This is a genomic window from Citrobacter sp. Cpo126 (assembly GCF_030332445.1).
Taxonomy (GTDB): domain Bacteria; phylum Pseudomonadota; class Gammaproteobacteria; order Enterobacterales; family Enterobacteriaceae; genus Citrobacter; species Citrobacter portucalensis.
Genome location: NZ_JAOWHT010000032.1, coordinates 59,746 through 77,699, shown reverse-complemented (window position 1 = coordinate 77,699; position 17,954 = coordinate 59,746). Strand labels below are relative to the sequence as shown.

General features: G+C 51.4%; 15 protein-coding genes. 2 read left to right on the top strand and 13 right to left on the bottom strand.

All coding sequences use genetic code 11. From position 1 onward, the window contains the following. Window positions 1-15: 15 nt before the first annotated feature. Both tap and tar read right to left on the bottom strand, forming a co-directional pair. Entirely contained in the window at window positions 16-1,617 is a 1,602-nt protein-coding gene (gene tap / locus OGY17_RS09650; RefSeq protein WP_032943797.1) for a methyl-accepting chemotaxis protein IV, read from the bottom strand. Between the two features lie 43 nt (window positions 1,618-1,660). Continuing rightward, window positions 1,661-3,316 (bottom strand): methyl-accepting chemotaxis protein II, encoded by a 1,656-nt coding sequence (gene tar, locus OGY17_RS09645; RefSeq protein WP_286607099.1) that lies wholly within the window; start codon window positions 3,314-3,316, stop codon window positions 1,661-1,663. A 406-nt stretch (window positions 3,317-3,722) separates the two neighbouring features. On the opposite strand from tar, the gene OGY17_RS09640 reads away from it, so the two are divergent. Continuing rightward, the gene (locus OGY17_RS09640; RefSeq protein WP_220394790.1) at window positions 3,723-4,982 is read left to right on the top strand and encodes a dicarboxylate/amino acid:cation symporter; all 1,260 of its coding nucleotides are present in this window, start codon (window positions 3,723-3,725) and stop codon (window positions 4,980-4,982) included. A gap of 76 nt (window positions 4,983-5,058) precedes the next feature. Here the strand turns inward: OGY17_RS09640 and cheW are convergent, their stop codons facing one another. The 6 genes from cheW to flhD form a co-directional block, all read right to left on the bottom strand. Continuing rightward, window positions 5,059-5,562, bottom strand: a complete 504-nt coding sequence (gene cheW, locus OGY17_RS09635; RefSeq protein WP_003034638.1) for a chemotaxis protein CheW — start codon at window positions 5,560-5,562, stop codon at window positions 5,059-5,061. A gap of 20 nt (window positions 5,563-5,582) precedes the next feature. Further along, entirely contained in the window at window positions 5,583-7,619 is a 2,037-nt protein-coding gene (gene cheA, locus OGY17_RS09630; RefSeq protein WP_032943801.1) for a chemotaxis protein CheA, read from the bottom strand. Window positions 7,620-7,623: 4 nt separating this feature from the next. Next, window positions 7,624-8,553 (bottom strand): flagellar motor protein MotB, encoded by a 930-nt coding sequence (gene motB, locus OGY17_RS09625; RefSeq protein ID WP_003034631.1) that lies wholly within the window; start codon window positions 8,551-8,553, stop codon window positions 7,624-7,626. Then, window positions 8,550-9,437 carry a flagellar motor stator protein MotA gene (motA, locus tag OGY17_RS09620; protein WP_003034628.1) on the bottom strand — a complete coding sequence of 296 codons (888 nt, stop codon included), beginning with the start codon at window positions 9,435-9,437 and terminating at the stop codon, window positions 8,550-8,552. The genes motB and motA overlap by 4 nt, the downstream gene beginning before the upstream one ends. Window positions 9,438-9,561: 124 nt before the next feature. Beyond that, the gene (flhC, locus tag OGY17_RS09615) at window positions 9,562-10,146 is read right to left on the bottom strand and encodes a flagellar transcriptional regulator FlhC (protein WP_008785071.1); all 585 of its coding nucleotides are present in this window, start codon (window positions 10,144-10,146) and stop codon (window positions 9,562-9,564) included. Then, window positions 10,143-10,484, bottom strand: coding sequence for a flagellar transcriptional regulator FlhD (gene flhD, locus OGY17_RS09610; RefSeq protein WP_003034622.1), 342 nt, complete (start codon window positions 10,482-10,484; stop codon window positions 10,143-10,145). The genes flhC and flhD overlap by 4 nt, the downstream gene beginning before the upstream one ends. 793 nt (window positions 10,485-11,277) lie before the next feature. Here flhD and uspC point away from each other — a divergent pair. After that, a complete protein-coding gene (uspC, locus tag OGY17_RS09605; RefSeq protein WP_008785072.1) occupies window positions 11,278-11,706 on the top strand; it encodes a universal stress protein UspC in 429 nt (142 codons plus the stop codon). A gap of 17 nt (window positions 11,707-11,723) precedes the next feature. Here the strand turns inward: uspC and otsA are convergent, their stop codons facing one another. The 5 genes from otsA to OGY17_RS09580 all read right to left on the bottom strand — a co-directional run bounded on the left by otsA (window position 11,724) and on the right by OGY17_RS09580 (window position 17,736). After that, window positions 11,724-13,145 carry an alpha,alpha-trehalose-phosphate synthase gene (otsA, locus tag OGY17_RS09600; protein ID WP_125362621.1) on the bottom strand — a complete coding sequence of 474 codons (1,422 nt, stop codon included), beginning with the start codon at window positions 13,143-13,145 and terminating at the stop codon, window positions 11,724-11,726. Continuing rightward, window positions 13,120-13,971 carry a trehalose-phosphatase gene (otsB, locus tag OGY17_RS09595; protein ID WP_196239027.1) on the bottom strand — a complete coding sequence of 284 codons (852 nt, stop codon included), beginning with the start codon at window positions 13,969-13,971 and terminating at the stop codon, window positions 13,120-13,122. Before otsB ends, otsA begins: the two co-directional genes overlap by 26 nt. 127 nt (window positions 13,972-14,098) lie before the next feature. Further along, window positions 14,099-15,085, bottom strand: coding sequence for an L-arabinose ABC transporter permease AraH (gene araH, locus OGY17_RS09590; protein WP_003034609.1), 987 nt, complete (start codon window positions 15,083-15,085; stop codon window positions 14,099-14,101). Between the two features lie 14 nt (window positions 15,086-15,099). Then, window positions 15,100-16,614: an arabinose ABC transporter ATP-binding protein AraG gene (araG, locus tag OGY17_RS09585; protein ID WP_003839135.1), complete on the bottom strand. Its 1,515-nt coding sequence runs from the start codon at window positions 16,612-16,614 to the stop codon at window positions 15,100-15,102. A 132-nt stretch (window positions 16,615-16,746) separates the two neighbouring features. Beyond that, on the bottom strand, window positions 16,747-17,736 hold the full coding sequence (locus OGY17_RS09580; protein ID WP_003833897.1) for an arabinose ABC transporter substrate-binding protein: 990 nt from the start codon (window positions 17,734-17,736) through the stop codon (window positions 16,747-16,749). Between the last annotated feature and the right edge of the window lie 218 nt (window positions 17,737-17,954).

Sequence of the window (17,954 nt, the reverse complement as noted above, 5' to 3'; positions counted from 1 at the left end):
CCTTCTCAATCACATTCAGGATACAACGGGCGCAACCTGAGGCTGCGCCAACTCTTGTTTTGCTACGGTTTGCTCTTCAAGTTTAAAAAATGCGACACAAGCAGAAAGATGATCGGCCTGCGTGGCAAGTTGTCCGGCGGCGGATGCGGCTTCTTCCACCAGACCGGCGTTTTGCTGCGTCACGGAGTCCATCTGGCTGACGGCCTGCGCCACCTGCTCAATGCCTCTGCGCTGTTCATCGGATGCCGAGGCAATTTCGCCCATGATGTCGTTAACCCGGGTCACCGAACTGACTATTTCCGTCATAGTGCGCGACGCCATATCCACCAGCTGCGAGCCCTGATGCACCCGGGTGACAGATTCCTCAATCAGTCCCTTAATTTCTTTCGCCGCCTGTGCGCTACGGCTTGCCAGATTGCGCACCTCACCAGCGACGACGGCAAAACCACGCCCTTGCTCCCCCGCCCTGGCGGCCTCTACCGCGGCATTCAACGCCAGGATGTTGGTCTGGAAGGCAATGCTGTCAATCACGCCGATGATGTCGCCGATTTTCTGCGAGCTGGCAGAAATCTCATGCATGGTGCTGGCGACCCGGGACGTCTGCTCGCCACCTTTATGCGCTGTGTCTGCCGCACTTTTGGCGATTCCTGACGCCTGGCGCGCATTATCAGCGTTCTGGCCGACGGTGGCGGTCAGTTGCTCCATGCTGGCCGCCGTTTGCGCCAACGCGGCCGCCTGCTGTTCGGTTCGCGAAGATAAATCGTTATTGCCCATCGCAATTTCTGAAATACCGCTATGCATGGCAGAGCTGCCCTGACGAACGTCACTTACCGTTTCGCGTAACGCCTTTTGCATCTTCTGCAGGCTGGCAAAAATGGCCGAGATCTCATTGCGCCCATAAACCGCTATCGGTCGTGCCAGGTTCCCCGCGGCAATACTGTCGAAATGGCTGCCAATAATCGCCAGCGGCTGAACGATCATCTTGCGCGACCAGAACAGCGCACCGCTGGTGAGCAGTGCCGCCAGTACCACCATGGTGGCGAAAATCACCCCCGACATATGGTAATTTCGCTGGCTCTGATCGCCTGCCGTTTGTAACACGCTGTCGATGTTGCTCTGCCAGGCATTCACATTCGCATCAAAAGCATCCTGAGCCGCCTGCACCGGCGCGGTCAGAAAATCTGACAACTGATTATTTTCAAGCCAGGTGGCCTGATGCGCGAGAGCGCTGTGCCACTGGCTGAAACTATTCTCCGTTGCGCCAAACAGCGCCTTCCCTTGCTCCGTCGAATCCGACGTCGCCATAAAGCGTTTAAACATCAACTCAGACTGCGCCAGGCTATCGCGCGCGAGGGTCATCAGCGTTTTGATGTCCTCTGGCGGATAGCTCAGGGCGGTCAGCGTCCCTGCCTTATTAAGGGCCGTACTGGCCTGTAATAACACAGCGCGGGTTTGGGCCAGCGCAGCGCGTTGCTGATTACTCCGTTCGACCTGATTCAGGTTCTGAAAACCGTCCCGAAATGCCCAGAAGGACAAGCCATTACTGCCAATCTGCAAAACACCGCAGAGGATTAAAATCAAAAACAGCGTGGTCGAAATTCGAATACGATTAAACATCAACGCTCCCATCGGGCGGCACTGGCCGCGGTTTAACTATCAGTCAAAATGTTTCCCAATTCGTATCTTGTTCAATGCTCTGGCGCGGATAGGATGCGCTCGGGGCTGCTGGTAATCGTGTATCGCGTGGTTTTGTCGAGGCCGGACGTGACGCAAGACGGAAAGTCGATACCGACTGCGTTAAGCGACTGGCCTGTTCTTCAAGAGCGGCCGCTGCGGCAGCTGACTCCTGTACCAAAGAGGCGTTCTGCTGCGTAACGCGATCCATTTCAGAGACCGCGAGCGCAACCTGATCAATCCCCCGGCTTTGCTCATCAGATGCCGAGGCAATCTCGCCCATAATGTCGGTCACCCGCGTCACGGCATTGACGATGTCGTTCATTGTTTCGCCGGCGCTTTCTACCAGTACGGAACCGGTATCAACCCGGGAAACGGAATCCTCAATTAATGCTTTGATCTCTTTCGCCGCCTGCGCACTGCGACTTGCCAGATTACGCACTTCACCCGCCACCACGGCAAAGCCGCGGCCTTGCTCACCGGCGCGTGCTGCTTCAACTGCCGCGTTCAGTGCGAGAATGTTGGTCTGAAAGGCAATGCCATCAATGACGCTGATGATGTCGGCGATTTTCTTCGAGCTATCGGCGATTTCGTGCATGGTGTTCACCACGCTATCAACCACTTTGCCGCCATGCTGCGCGGTATCGGACGCGCTTTTCGCCAGTTGCGAGGCCTGACGCGCGTTGTCCGCGTTTTGCTTCACGGTTGCGGTCAGCTGTTCCATGCTGGCAGCGGTCTCTTCCAGTGCAGACGCCTGCTGTTCCGTACGAGATGAAAGGTCAGTGTTTCCGCTGGCAATTTCGCTGGTACCGGAATAAATCGCATCAGAGCCTTCACGCACCAGAGTGACGGTTTCCGTCAGCGAGCGCTGCATATGATCAACCGTACTGGCCAGCTCGCCGATTTCGTTACGGCCACTAACGGCGAGAGTTGCGGTCAGGTTACCGCTGGCGATTTCCCGGATATGGGCAATGACACGGGACAGAGGATTAAGCAGGGTATGACGGATGCCATACCAGACCACCACCAGAATCAGCACCAGCACCACGGCCAGCACGCCAAGCTGCCATTGGGCGAAATGGTAATCCCGTGCGCTTTGATCAAATGCCTGGACGTAAAGCTTTTCGCTAACGCTGGCGTACTTGCCCAGCGCCTCGCCGAGCGCGTTTTGCATTCCCTGCGTGGGCTGCGCGAAGTAGGCGTCCATATTTCCGCTTTCCAGAAACTGAACCAGTTCTGCCAGGGCCGCATGGTACTGCTGATATTTTTCCTCAACGTTGCCGCTGGCTTCTGCCATTTCCGGCAACGGTGTGATGTTTTTAAATTTTACGTAATGCGTTTCAGCCTGCGCCAGCGATGCTTTCGCATTCTTCAGCAGATCGTTTTTGGCGCTGCTTTGCTGGTTAGACGCATCCATCATCATGCGCGCAGAAGAACGGCTTAAATTGATTCGTGTCTGCAGCATCAGATCCCATGTTGAGGTAAGTTCACTTTGCTGCTGTCGAAGATCGTTAGAAATAACAAAACTTTGCTGATTCTGCTGCAATGAAGAAAACAACAGACCACCGGAAACAAGCTGTAGCAGTGCGAAAACCCCCAGCACCATCATCAGCATTGTGACAACGCGGATACGGTTAAACATAAGGCACCTTCCTGAAAACGAGTTATCAACGTTATCGGCACTCGCTGAGATAACTTTACGTTTGCGAAAAGGAAATCCTGAAGGGATGTGAAGCCTGGCGAGGGGAAGATAAAACGGGTGCGCAGCAACCACAAATCATTCACATAAAAACACCATAATTATCATGTAAATAACATTTATTTTCATCGGTGAGCACGGTCAGAATGGCCGAAATACGCATTTTTATGTGATTGAGATCACACATACGCATCGTAAATACCACAACAAAATGGATAAAAAATTAAAAAAAGTTGTATCCGTTTACGCTTTAATCCAATTTATATGATGAATACATCGTTACCACTTAATAAGTATAAAAAATGAGTAACCGATCAATAAATGTTAAATCCTTACTGAGGGCTTTTTAGTGGCAAATGCAAACAAACTCACGTTGTTTATCGTGATCTTCATGCTGGCGGGGATCCTGTCGGGTGCGGTGATCCACTCTTATGCCTCCCCCAGCGTCGTGACCGCCTGGGCCGATAACATTACGCTTCTTACCGACATCTTTTTACGCCTGATTAAAATGGTGATCGCGCCTTTAGTATTCAGCACCCTGACCGTTGGTATTATGCGCCTGGGAGAAACGTCCACCATCGGTCGCGTGGGCGGTAAAGCGATGATCTGGTTTATCAGCTCTTCTATACTGTCTATCCTGGTCGGTCTGTTTGTGGTTTCCCTTGAGCAACCCGGCAGCGGGCTGAACCTGGCGATCCCGCTGGAAACCACCGACACCGGCCTGGCAGTGGGCGGCATGAGCCTGAAAGGTTTTCTGACACATACCATTCCAACCAGCATCGCCGAAGCGATGGCTAACAATGAGATCCTGCAAATTGTGGTGTTCTCAATGTTCTTCGGTATTGGCGGCGCATCCCTTGGTGAGAAATTCAACGCCCCGCTGGTTGCGGCGCTGGATGTGGTTTCCCATATTATGCTCAAAGTGACCGGCTACGTGATGTACGTTGCGCCGCTGGCAATTTTTGCCGCCATCTCCTCTGTTATCTCTACCCAGGGTTTGGGGATTCTGCTCAACTATGCCTCGTTCATCGGCGGCTACTATGTGGCTATTTTGCTGACCTGCCTGGTTCTGCTGGCTGTGGGTTATGTGATGCTAAAAAAAGAGGTATTCCGCCTGGTGAGCATGCTGAAAGACCCGGTTCTGGTCGCCTTCACCACCAGCAGTTCCGAAGCTGCTTATCCGAAAACGCTGGAGCAATTAACTAAATTTGGCTGCTCACCCAACATCGTGTCATTCGTGCTGCCTATCGGTTATTCGTTTAACCTGGTCGGTTCCATGGTCTATTGTTCATTTGCCTCCATGTTTATCGCGCAGGCCTATAATATTCACCTCTCCTTCGCAGAAATCACCGTCCTGATGCTGACGCTGATGCTGGCGTCCAAAGGGATTGCCGGTGTGCCGCGTTCAGCACTGGTAGTGCTGGCTGCAACCATCCCGAGCTTTAACATTCCGGTCGCCGGGATCCTGTTGCTGATGGGAATTGACCACTTCCTGGATATGGGACGTTCAGCAATCAACGTATTAGGTAACGGGATTGCAACGGCGATGCTGGCGCAGGATGAAGGTTTACTGGAAGAAGAACCGGAGCTGGTTGAGCGGGAAGCGTAAGAGGGAAATCTGCCGGATGCGCTACGCTAATCCGGCCTGCAACAGCAATCATTGTAGGCCGGATGAGTTATGGCGATTATGCGACGTGGGAAGCGGCAATATCCAGCAGCGCCATTTCTTCGCTGTTCAGCAGCTTCTCAATGTTGACCAGAATCAGCATCCGGTCACCCAGCGCACCCAATCCCGTCAAATATTCCGTCGACAGCGTGACCGCAAACTCCGGTGCCGGACGGATTTGATCCGTTGTCAGCGACAGCACATCCGAGACGCCATCTACCACAATTCCAACCACCCGCTGACCCAGATTCAGCACAATCACCACTGTGTTTTCGTTGTAATCCACATCGCTCTGGCTAAATTTCACGCGCAGGTCGACGATAGGCACAATCACACCACGCAGGTTTGTGACGCCTTTGATAAACGCAGGCGTGTTAGCGATGCGCGTCACCTGATCATAACCACGGATTTCCTGCACTTTCAGGATATCGATACCGTACTCTTCATCCCCCAGCGTAAACACGAGGAATTCCTGACCTGACGGTTCGCCGGCCAGTTTAGTTACATTACTCATACCGGTCATATAATTCCCTTCTCACTCAATCAGGCGGCTGTGATCGCCACACGTTGTTCGCGGTTTAACCCCTGCAATGCAGAGACATCGACAATCAGCGCGACGCTGCCGTCGCCGAGGATCGTTGCAGCAGAAATACCTGGCACTTTGCGGTAGTTGCTTTCCAGGTTTTTGACCACCACCTGGTGTTGGCCAATTAACTGATCGACCAGCAGCGCATAGCGACGCCCTGCACTTTGTAAAATGACCACTATGCCCTGAGTCGCTTCAGTTTTAGCACCTTCAACCTCAAAGACTTTCCACAACTCAACCAGTGGTAAATATTCGCCACGCACTTCCAGAACGCGCTCTCCTCCGGCCAGCGGATGGAGATCTTCTTCGCGCGGTTGCAGCGATTCCATAACGGCATTCAGTGGCAGAATGAAGACCTCATCGGCCACACGCACGGACATCCCGTCGAGGATCGCCAGCGTCAGCGGCAGCAGAATGCGAATAGTGGTCCCCTGTCCCTGTTTAGACTGGATCTCGACATGGCCGCCCATCTCCTGGATATTTCGCTTCACCACATCCATACCCACGCCGCGTCCGGAAACATCCGTCACCTGTTCGGCGGTCGAAAAGCCTGGCGCGAAGATCAGCATACCCACTTCGTCATCGCTCATGTTTTCGTGGATCGGCATGCCCTGAGAGACAGCTTTAGCCAGGATACGTTCGCGGTTCAGGCCAGCGCCATCATCGGTCACTTCAATACAAATATTCCCGCCCTGATGCTCCGCGGAAAGCGTCAGATTGCCGATTGGGCTTTTGCCAGATTCAAGGCGTTTTTCCGGCAATTCGATACCATGGTCGAGGCTGTTACGCACCAGGTGCGTCAACGGATCGATGATGCGTTCAATCAGGCTCTTATCGAGTTCGGTTGAACTACCTACCTGCGTCAGCTCGACCTGTTTACCCAGCTTACCGGCCAGATCGCGCACCAGACGAGGGAAACGGCTGAACACGTACTCCATTGGCATCATACGAATCGACATCACCGACTCTTGCAAATCTCGGGCGTTACGTTGTAACTGACCCATACTGGTGATGAGATCGCCATGATTGACAGGATCCAGTTCGTTAGAGCGCTGGGCCAGCATCGACTGGGTGATCACCAACTCGCCAACCAGGTTAATAAGCTGATCAACCTTTTCTACCGCTACGCGGATACTGGTCGACTCGCTGGCGCGGGCGGGTTTTTCACGTTCCGCGCGGCTATGTGGTGCTTCACTGGCGGTAGCTTTCACCGCAGGTGCCACAGCAACCGGCTGCGGTTCAGTGACAACAGCCACCTCTTCAGCTTCAACTGCCACAGGCGCTGCGCTGACGGTTTCGAATTCAATTTGGTCAGCTTCAATGACAAAGCAAAGCACCGCGATGATGTCATCTTCTGCGAGGTTGCCATCAAGCGTTGCTGATAACGTGTCGCTTCCTTTTACCACATCGGTTAAGGTCGCCAGATTCCCCAATTCCTCTTCCAGCAGATCGACTTCACTGGGTTTCAGGCGCGAGAGAGTAATGCGTTTCTTGATCTCTTCACTGGCGGGTTCAGGCTTTGCAACCGCCTCTTCCTGCATCGTGGCGCTGTCAACAACGCTAAGTTTTGCTGAGTTAACAACTGCCGGTGCGGTTTCACCTTTCGCTTCGAGCGCTAACTGCCGTAACGCCTGGCAGATGTACTCAAAACTGTCGGCATCAGGCTCCACTGAGCTTTTATAGGCGTCGAGCTGTTCCTGCATAATATCTTTCGTTTCCAAAAACAGGTTGATAATGTCGGCATTGAGCTGCATCTCGCCACGCCGCGCTTCATCCAGCAGGTTTTCCATCAGATGGGTCGTTTCCTGCAAAATGGTAAAGCCGAAGGTGCCCGCCCCGCCTTTAATCGAGTGCGCTGCACGAAAAATGGCATTCAGCTGTTCGGAATCCGGGGCTTCAGGAACCAAATCAAGCAGGTGTTGCTCCATATCAGCCAACAGTTCGTCAGCTTCATCAAAAAATGTCTGATAAAAATCGCTAATATCCATGCTCACGCTATCACCTCGGATTGGCTGGTGGCGATGTGGGAACGCTTACCGGCGGGAGTTCCGCTGGCCGTTGTAAGACACTTACCGGCTCATTCTGGCTTTCAGCGTTTTCATGCAAAATGGCCTCTTCTGCCTGCTTATTGAGAACCAGCAGGCTAATACGGCGGTTGATAGCGTCTTCAGGACCGCGATCGCTCAGACGCATCGTGGCGGCCATACCTACCACACGTAATACTTTTCCATCATCCAGACCGCCGCTAACCAGCTCGCGACGCGATGCATTTGCGCGATCGGCAGACAATTCCCAGTTGCTGTACCCTTTCTCACCATTCGCGTAAGGGTAATCATCCGTGTGACCGGAAAGGCTGATCCGGTTAGGGATCCCGTTGAGCACTGGAGCAATCGCGCGCAGGATATCGCGCATGTACGGCTCAACTTCAGCGCTACCGGTCTTAAACATCGGTCGATTCTGGCTGTCGATAATCTGTATCCGCAGCCCTTCCTGAACTAAATCAATCTTTAAATGCGGACGCAGCGCTCGCAGTTTGGGATCGGATTCAATCAGTTGATCGAGATCGCCGCGAAGTTTGCTCAAGCGGCTCTGTTCCATACGTTTTCTCAGGTCATCAATATTCGGCTGCTTGTTCACCTCGCCCTGCTGCTGGGTGTAATCATCCCCGCCGCCTGGAATCGGGCTTTGGCTATTCGAAATACGATTTCCCCCGGTCACTGCGGTGGCCAGCGGTGTACGGAAATATTCGGCAATCTGGATCAATTCTTTAGGGCTGGAAATAGAAATGAGCCACATCACCAGAAAGAAGGCCATCATTGCGGTCATAAAATCGGCGTAGGCGATTTTCCACGAGCCATGCGCCCCACCACCGTGATTCTTATGTTTGCGTCGCTTTACAACGATAATGGGATGGGCCTGATTTTTCATGCGTCCTCGGTCGTCTGTTGCGCAGTTGGATTTCTCACCGCACGAACATGTTCTTCCAGTTCGATAAACGAAGGACGTTCGCTGGAGTACAGTGTCTTACGACCAAATTCAACGGCAATCGGCGGCGCGTAACCATTCAGATTGGAGAGCAGCGTTATCTTCACGCACTGCATCATTTTGGTTGTTTCAGCGCTTTTCTGGCGCAGAACGCTGGCAAGCGGAGAAATAAATCCATAGGCCAGCAAAATACCGAGGAATGTTCCCACCATCGCATGCGCAATCAACGCACCCAGCTCTGCTGCCGGGCGATCGGCAGAAGCCAGCGCATGCACAACACCCATAACGGCCGCGACGATCCCGAATGCCGGTAGTGAGTCGCCGACCATCGCCAGACTATTCGCCGGGACTTCAGCCTCACTCTCATGAGTCTCAATTTCTTCGTCCATCAGCGCTTCAATTTCAAACGTATTCATGTTGCCACTGATGATCAGGCGCAGATAATCGACAATAAAATCAAGCATTACCGCATCCGCAAGAATGCGCGGATAGCTGGCGAAGATTTCACTTTCTTTTGGGTTTTCGATGTCGCGCTCAAGCGAGAACATGCCCTGTTGACGTGACTTAGCCATCAGGCGATACAAGAGCGCCAGCAGATCCATATACATCGCTTTGGTGTATTTCGAACGACGGAAAAGCAACGGGATCGCTTTCATCGTCCCTTTGATGGCTTTCCCGTTATTGCCGACGATGAATGCCCCAATACCCGCACCACCGATAATCACCAGCTCAGCCGGTTGATAGAGTGCCCCAAGGTGTCCGCCGGTCATCATGTAACCGCCGAAAACTGTACCAATAACAACCAGGTAACCTAATAAGATAAGCACGACATCATCCTTTCGCAATTGACTATGACAGGATGCGCAGTCGGGCAATTAACGTAAGGTCAGGACAAAAAAAAGCAGCGGTAATCGCTTACCGCTGCTGGAGTGTTCATCCACACCGTATCAGTTAAACAGCCTGTTCGATCTGTTCATCCAGCAGTTGTGGAATAATATCGGCAGCATTCTGGGAAAGTTTACGTCTTTTTACGGCCCGTGATGGCGGTTGGCATAAACTACAGGCAAAGCTGCCTGCGGGTTGATGTGCGTGGGTGATAAAATTCCCACCGCAGCAATTGCATTGGGACAACTCCAGCAATCCGCTGTCGACAAATCGCACCAGCGTCCACGCGCGGGTTAACGCCAACAATGGCCCTTCTTCAGGCTGCGGACACTGCTCAAGATATAACCGATACGCCTTGATCACGGCATCCACGCCGCTACAGAGACCCGTTTTGAGCAGGAATTGCCATGCATTGCAAAACATCGACGCATGAATATTTTGTTCCCACGTCATAAACCAGTCGGTGGAAAACGGGAGCATCCCTTTTGGCGGAGGACTACCGCGTAATTCTTTGTACAGCTTGATTAATCGACCACGGCTTAATTGCGTTTCGCTTTCCAGCATTTGCAAACGGGCGCCCAATGTGATTAATTCCATTGCTAACTGGATATCACGCGCTTCCTGAACAATGCTTTTTTCGCTCATCATCAAGCCCTTTTCTTACGTGCTGCATCATCGATGTCGCTTAACAGGCGTGTTGAAAGCATGATACCGGTATGAATTTGCTGAAGATCGTCAACGCGGGAGTCTTGCGTCAGGCGAGTAACAGTCTGGTGATCGTCGAAACGGAAATGACATACCAGTTGGTTTGTTTCGGCCAGTTTGACCATTTGAGGAAGTGTTAATGTTGCCAACGTGTCCGCCATTTCCTCGCTGATACCAAGGCGAAACATCGCAGATGCTTTGTCCTGAACGATCAAACGCTGTGCAAGCAATAAATATGACAAATTGATGTCATAGATGTGTTTCAGCAACTCGGATGTATGCATTATTTGCATCCATAATAACCAACATTGTTTTCATGCGGTAAAACCGCACCCCGTGATGTCGCCGGGAAGGCCCGGTAAAAAAAAGCAAAAGGTCAAATACATAGCAGCGTGACGACACTTACGCGTTGTCTAAACATTCCCTTTTAAGAAGGCAGCGTCCCTTACAAGCTCACATCAATTCTTACAAATGTCTAAGATTTTTCCTAATTCGACGCAACTCTACCCGCCGTCAGTTACACATACAACGGAGGTATGCCGCGAATTTAAAGAATATGTGATCAAGATCACATAAACCAGCCAAACACTTAACATAAATCCATCAGCGCAGCTTTTACTTTGCTTATTTTTTAATCCGCAATCATCTATTTCAATTCCTGATGTACGAATATTCTTGCAATAAAACCGAATAGTATTTTGTTCACATCCGTTAATATCACGCCGTGAAATAGCGAGCTGGATCACATATTTAACTCAAAAAACTTTTTTAATTAAATTCTTTAGAAACAATAAGTTAAATATTTAGAGTGATTAATTAATACCGCGATGTGACGACCTTGCAAATGTTAATATATGTTTAATTTTTATTAACACATTGTTTTCATTAGCGGTGGGTTTCACTTAAGTAACCTGAACATATCTGCAACTAATATGAATCGATTATTCTATTTATAAGAATAATTAATGAATAATCATGATGACATTCACACTATCGAGGCGGGAAACGTTGCAGTATGGGGTAAGCTGAGTAAAGCTGAAAAGCCCTCTCATAATTCTTGAAAAAAAGGAGCGAGTTATGAGCTATTCGCACATTCTTGTTGCTGTTGCCGCCACCCCTGAAAGTCAGCAGTTGTTAGACAAGGCGGTTTCTATCGCTCGCCCTGTCAACGCCCGAATTAGCCTGATTACGCTGGTCTCAGACCCCGAACTGTATAACCAGTTTGCTGCCCCCATGCTGGAAGACCTGCGTGAAGTGATGCAAGAAGAGACTCAGGATTTTATCGACAAACTTAGCAAAGAAGCAGAATACCCCATTGAACATACCTTTATTACCTATGGGGCTCTGAATGAACATATCCTGGATGTATGCCGCAAACACGCCGTTGATCTGGTCATTTACGGCAACCATAACCACAGTTTTTTTTCGCGCGCATCCTGTTCAGCGAAAAGCGTGATTCATACCAGCCAAGTGGACGTTCTTCTGGTTCCGCTAGCTGGAGATTAATCCACAGTGCCACGACTTCATGCGAGTTTAGAACAGGAAGAGATATTGTCTGGCTGTTGGCATTGACTCCGACGCGGCGTGACCGTTTTAAGATCGCAAATGAACGTCGCCTGCCAGTTGTCGATATCGTTTTTAACGATAGTCTCAAGCATTTCAGCGTGGCGCGAGATACGTTCGGTAAGTGGCATCGTCAGCGCCTGGTTTAATGCGCCTGCCACTTCATCCCGGTCATAAGGATTAACAATAAGGGCGGAGGTTAGCTCGTTCGCCGCCCCGGCAAATTGCGATAAAACCAGCACGCCAGGGTTAGCAGGATCCTGTGCGGCCACAAACTCTTTCGCCACCAGGTTCATACCATCGCGCAACGGGGTCACCAACCCTACATCAGAGTAGCGGAAGATCTTCATCAGCAATTTACGATCAAAATACTGGTTCAGATAGTAAAGCGGCGTCCAGCCCAGTTGCCCATATTTGCCGTTGATTCGCCCTGCCTCTGTTTCCAGTTGGTGGCGAATATCCTGATAGGCCTGCACCTCTTCACGCGAGGTCGGTGCTATCTGCGTATAGCGAATTTTACCGTGGTGCTGCGGATAATGTTCCAGTAAGGCCTCATAGGCCTGAAAGCGCTCCGGCAAGCCTTTGGAGTAATCCAGACGCTCCACGGAGAAAATATTCTGCACATTTTTAAGCTCCGCTTTTAGCTGTGCCAGTTTTGGCGGCAGCGGACCGGACGCCTGTCGTGCAATCTCATCCGGTTCAATACCGATGGGATAGACCTGAGTGCGAAACGCTTTTCCCCATGCCAGGTGCTGCTTATCTTTATGCGTGATCACCCGAGTCTGGGCTGCGAGACAGTCCAGAAAAGCCTGACGATCATTTTCGGTCTGGAAACCAAGCAAATCAAAATCACACATTTGCTCAAGCAGCGCCAGATGTGGCGGGAGCGCATTAAAAATTTCCGGCGTCGGAAAAGGAATATGCAGGAAAAAACCGATGCGATTACGCACGCCGCGCTTACGTAACTCGCAGGCAAACGGCAACAGATGGTAATCATGAACCCAAATAATGTCGTCATCGCCAAGCAACGGCAGAAGTTTATCTACCAGTAAGGCATTAACCCGTTGGTAGCCTTCCCAGGCAGAGCGCTGAAACTGAACTAAATCCAGTCGATAGTGAAACGCGGGCCATAAAACCGCATTTGAAAACTGGCAGTAATACTCTTCGTAATCTTGCTCACTCAAATTAAACGAGGCCCAGGTGATATTGCCACGCGTGACCTTTTTTAACGGTTTATCCTCATTACCTGTATCACCACTCCAGCCAAACCATAAACCACCAGCAGCTTTTAACGCGCCCAGTACACCGACCGCGAGCCCACCCGCGCTCCCTTTGTCATCTGGTGAGGCGATACGATTAGATACTACGACTAAACGACTCATAGCCACCTCTTCTGTTATTCGTTGCTTTCGGTTCTTGCTGCGAAGAGTTATTTTTCTCCAGCCAGTGCCAGACATCCCTGACACCATCCAGACGCCATGTTGCCTGCGTCGGCCCGCTCCCTACCTTTACAGAAATACCGCCAGCGCGGTTAACTACAGCAAACCCTGTTTCATCTGTCAGATCATCACCGAAAAACACAGGGATCCGGCCAGCAAAAGGCGCTTCCTGCATAAATGCAGCTATCGCGTCGCCTTTATTACTGCCCTTAGGCTTTATTTCCACGACACATTTTCCGTGCTGCAGAGCAAGCTGCGGCCATCTGCGCGTGATGCGTTCAGCCAGCGTAACCAGCGCCGCTTCGTGTTCGGGTGCCTGGCGATAATGCAACGCGAAGGCCATGCCTTTGGTTTCAAGTGTTGTCCCCGGTAACGTCACCAACGCTGCGTGTAATAACGCCCCGGCTTCACGTTCGATACCTTCAGGCAGGTTTACTATGTGCGTTTGACCATTGATGTCACGGCGTTCTGCCCCATGCACTCCGGCAAGCGGAAAACGAAACGGAGTAGTGAGTGCGTCAAGCTCAACCATTGAGCGCCCTGAAATCAATGCCAGCGCATCCGCATTCTGCGTCGCTAACCGATGTAGACATTGCAGGATTGTCTTCGGGACAACGACCTGGTCGGGAAAAGGTTTAATCTCAGCAAGTGTCCCATCGAGATCAAAAAAGTAAGCACAGTTTGCAGATTGTTCAGGGGGTAAAGTCAGTGATGCTGTCACCCGGTTATCCTCCTCATCATGGTCAGAACGCCACGCGGATCGCGGCATATAGATGATGTATGACGGATATAAGTATAGACAGTGTGACCATGCTCGCCATTTGAAAAAACAATCGCCAGCCGGGTAGCGGCTGGCGACGGGCAGAAGCTAGACTAAAAAGTTGGGGTTTAAATCATCAAACGGTACGCTTCGCTTTTTGCTTGTAACGGTCGAAGATCACCGCCGCCAGCAGGATGAGGCCACGTACCACATACTGCGCGAACGGAGAGATATTCAGCAGGTTCATCGCATTCTCAACCGTCCCCAGGATCAACACCCCGGCCACCACATATGAGATTTTTCCGATGCCGCCTTTAAGCGAAACGCCCCCTAACACGCAGGCCGAAATAACGATCAACTCATAACCGATTGAGGTCATTGGCTGGCCGCTGGTCATACGCGATGCGAGGATAATCCCGGCAATGGCGGATACCAGACCGGAAAGAATAAAGATAATAATCTTGGTACGAACAACCGGAACCCCAGCCAGGCGCGCCGCCTCTTCATTGCCCCCAATGGCCAGTGTATTACGCCCAAACGTGGTTTTGTTCAGCAGTAAGCCAAAGACAATGAAACAAACGACCGTGATCCAGATAGGTGCCGGCAGACCAAACCAGTTAGCATAGCCGAGTGTGAAGAAACGCTCGTCTTCAATCCCGACTGCCTTACCGTCGGAGATAATATAGGCCAGACCACGTACAATCTGCATTGTCGCAAGAGTAGTGATCAGGGCGTTAATTTTTAACCGCGCAATCACGAACCCATTCACCAGACCACACAGAATACCGAGCAGCAGCCCGGCAGCCACGCCAATCCACAGACTTTCGGTCATGTTAATGACTACGGCAGTGGTAACACCAGCACAGGCAATTACAGACGCGACAGACAGGTCGAAATCACCGGATGCCAGACAAAACAGCATCCCGCAGGCAACCATACCCGACATCGATACCGCCAGCCCTAACCCCTTCATGTTGATGAAAGTCGCAAAGTTTGGCACAAAGAGGGAACAAACCAGGAACAGCACGGCGAACACCACCAGCATGCCGTATTGATCCCAAATGCGGCCCAGATTTAGCGCCGACTTCGCTGCGCCAGAACCCGATGTAGAAACGGAAGACATCATACTCTCCTTATTCAGGCTACAGCCTGGCTGACTTTAGGCATAGCAAGGCTCAACGCCTGGCGCTCATCCGCCTGTTCATGAAGTAACTCACCGGCAATTTCGCCTTCTCTCATCACCACAATACGGTCGGCAACACCGAGTACTTCTGGCAGGTCACTGGAAGCAAACAATACGGCCACACCGCGCGCTGCGAGGGCATAAATCACGTTGTAAATTTCATGCTTGGCGCCCACATCAATGCCGCGTGTAGGCTCATCCAACAAAATCACTTTCATCTCTTCCGATAACCAACGACCGAGAATAGCCTTCTGTTGATTACCCCCGGAGAGATTCATGATCAGTTGCTCTGCTCCCGGCGTTTTGATGTTGAGTGAACGAATATGGTGATCGGCATTGGTCTCTTCCCAGCCGTTGTTGATCACGCATCCCCCCAAAACATGCTTACGCCGTGCACTAATGTTGATGTTGTTGCGCACTGAATGGACCGGAATAATCCCTTCGGCTTTACGATCCTCCGGGCACAGCATCATCCCCGCTTCAATGGCATGGCTTGGTTTACGGATATCGATAGGCTGTTCATCAATAAATACCTGGCCCGCCGTGATACGCGTACCGCCGAACAGCCCTTTCATTAATTCGCTACGTCCGGCCCCCACCAGGCCAAACAGCCCGACAATTTCACCGCTTCGCACGGATAAGCTGATTGGCGTACGCACGCCTGGAGCTTTGACTTCATGCAGCCGCAGACGCTCTGTGCCATACGGTCTGGATTTCCAGCCATAGATATCCCCGAGGTCGCGCCCGACCATCGCCTGCACCAGCGCATCGTGATCGACCTGCTGCATGTCCGTGAAAGTTTTGACGTAATGACCATCTTTAAACACGGTGATGGCATCGCTGAGAGCAAAAATCTCCTCCATACGGTGCGAAACATACAGAATGATGCGTCCTTCGTTGCGCAGCTCACGGATAACGCGAAACAGATTCTCAATCTCGCGAGCCGACAGGGAGCTGGTTGGTTCATCAAAGGCGATAATTTTGGCGTTTCGCGCCAGCGCTTTTGCAATCTCCACCATCTGCCACTGGCCAATGGAGAGGTATTTCAGTGGGGTATCGGGATCGATATCCATCCCCAGATGCTTCAGCTGGATTCCTGCTTCATAGTTCAGCAGCGAGCGGTTCACAATCCCGCCTTTGTGCGGTAACTGCCCTAAATAAATATTCTCGGCAACGGTCATTTCCGGGACGAGATGCAGTTCCTGATAAATAATGGCGACACCGGCGTTGAGTGCGGCAGTGGTATCCGCGAACGAAACTTCCTGTCCGCGGATCGTCAGAGATCCCGTTGTTGGCGCATAGTTACCGCTGAGAATTTTTAAGAGTGTTGATTTCCCGGCGCCATTTTCGCCCATCAGCGCATGCACCTGTCCGGCATAGCAGTCGAAACTGATATCCGTCAGCGCCTTAACGCCCGGGAACGTTTTGCCAATGCCGCGAAATGAGAGATACGGGGTAGACTGTTGCATAACGTCTCCGTGAGTCAGGATTTTACCGGCCAGGAAAACCGCCGGACGTAGGCCCGGTAAGCACAGCGCCACCGGGCATTGCGCCGGAAGGCGGCTTCGCCTAATCCGGCCTACAACATCGCAGCACTTCTGTTACTTACCGCCTAAGCCTTTCTTCGCCAGCTCTTCTTTGAAGTTATCGCGGGTAATCAGCACCACATCTGTCACTTCAGTGAATGCCGGTGGCTCTGCACCTTTCGTTACCCAGTTGTAGAGCATTTCACTGGATTTGTAGCCGTGCACGTCCGGGCTTGGCAGCAGTGAACCGTAGAACCCGGTCGCTTCGCCTTTTGACAGTTCGCTCACCGCGTCAACGCCGTTGATTCCGATACCAATCACGTTTGGTGCTTTGAAGCCCTGCCCCTCGGTCGCACGTACGCCACCCAGCACGGTGTTGTCGTTCATGCCGACAATCAGCCAGTTTTTGACTTCAGGATGCTGAACCAGCATGGAGTTGGCGGCGTCAAATGCGCCGGGGATGTCATTCGATTTTGTTGGGACCTGGTAAATCTGTTTTTCCGGGAAGCCTGCGGCTTTAAGCGCTTCCATTGAACCAGAAGTACGACGACGTGCGGTATCCAGTTCGTTGGCGGTAATGGCCATTACGGCGGTGGATTTCACATCCCAACCGCGTTTTTGCATCTCTTTGTACAGCTCCTGGCCCTGGCGTTCACCAATTTTGGTTGCCGCCATCATCACCAGCGGCACGGTATCCATCGGCTTACCTTTAGCGTTGGCAAACTGGTCGTCGACGGCAATGACTTTCATATCGTAGCCACGTGCCTTAGCCATAATGGCTGGCCCCAGTTTTGGATCTGGCGTACAAATCACAAACCCTTTTGCTCCACTTGCAGCCAGGCTGTCGATGGCGTTAAGGGTTTTCTCACCATCCGGAACGGCAATTTTAATCACCTCAAAACCAAGGTCTTTACCGGCTTTATCGGCAAATTTCCATTCAGTCTGGAACCACGGTTCTTCCGGCTGTTTGACCAGGAAACCGAGCTTCATGGATTCAGCGATAGCGGATTGTGACATAATGGCCGCCAGACCGATGGCAGCCAGCGCTTTAGTGAATTTGTGCATGGTTAACTCCAGCTTTAACGTTCTTTTATGTAGGGTAAAATCAGACGATTTTTTGTAATTCGGACGTAAAACAAGGCATTACCTTTTATTGATAAGATCAATGCCAGTGCTGAGAGTATTTTTAGCGGGAAATTGATTCTCCATAAGAGAGCGGCATCACACCACAGAATTACAGTAATTGCGTACATAAATTCAGCGGGAAATGACATAAAAAAACG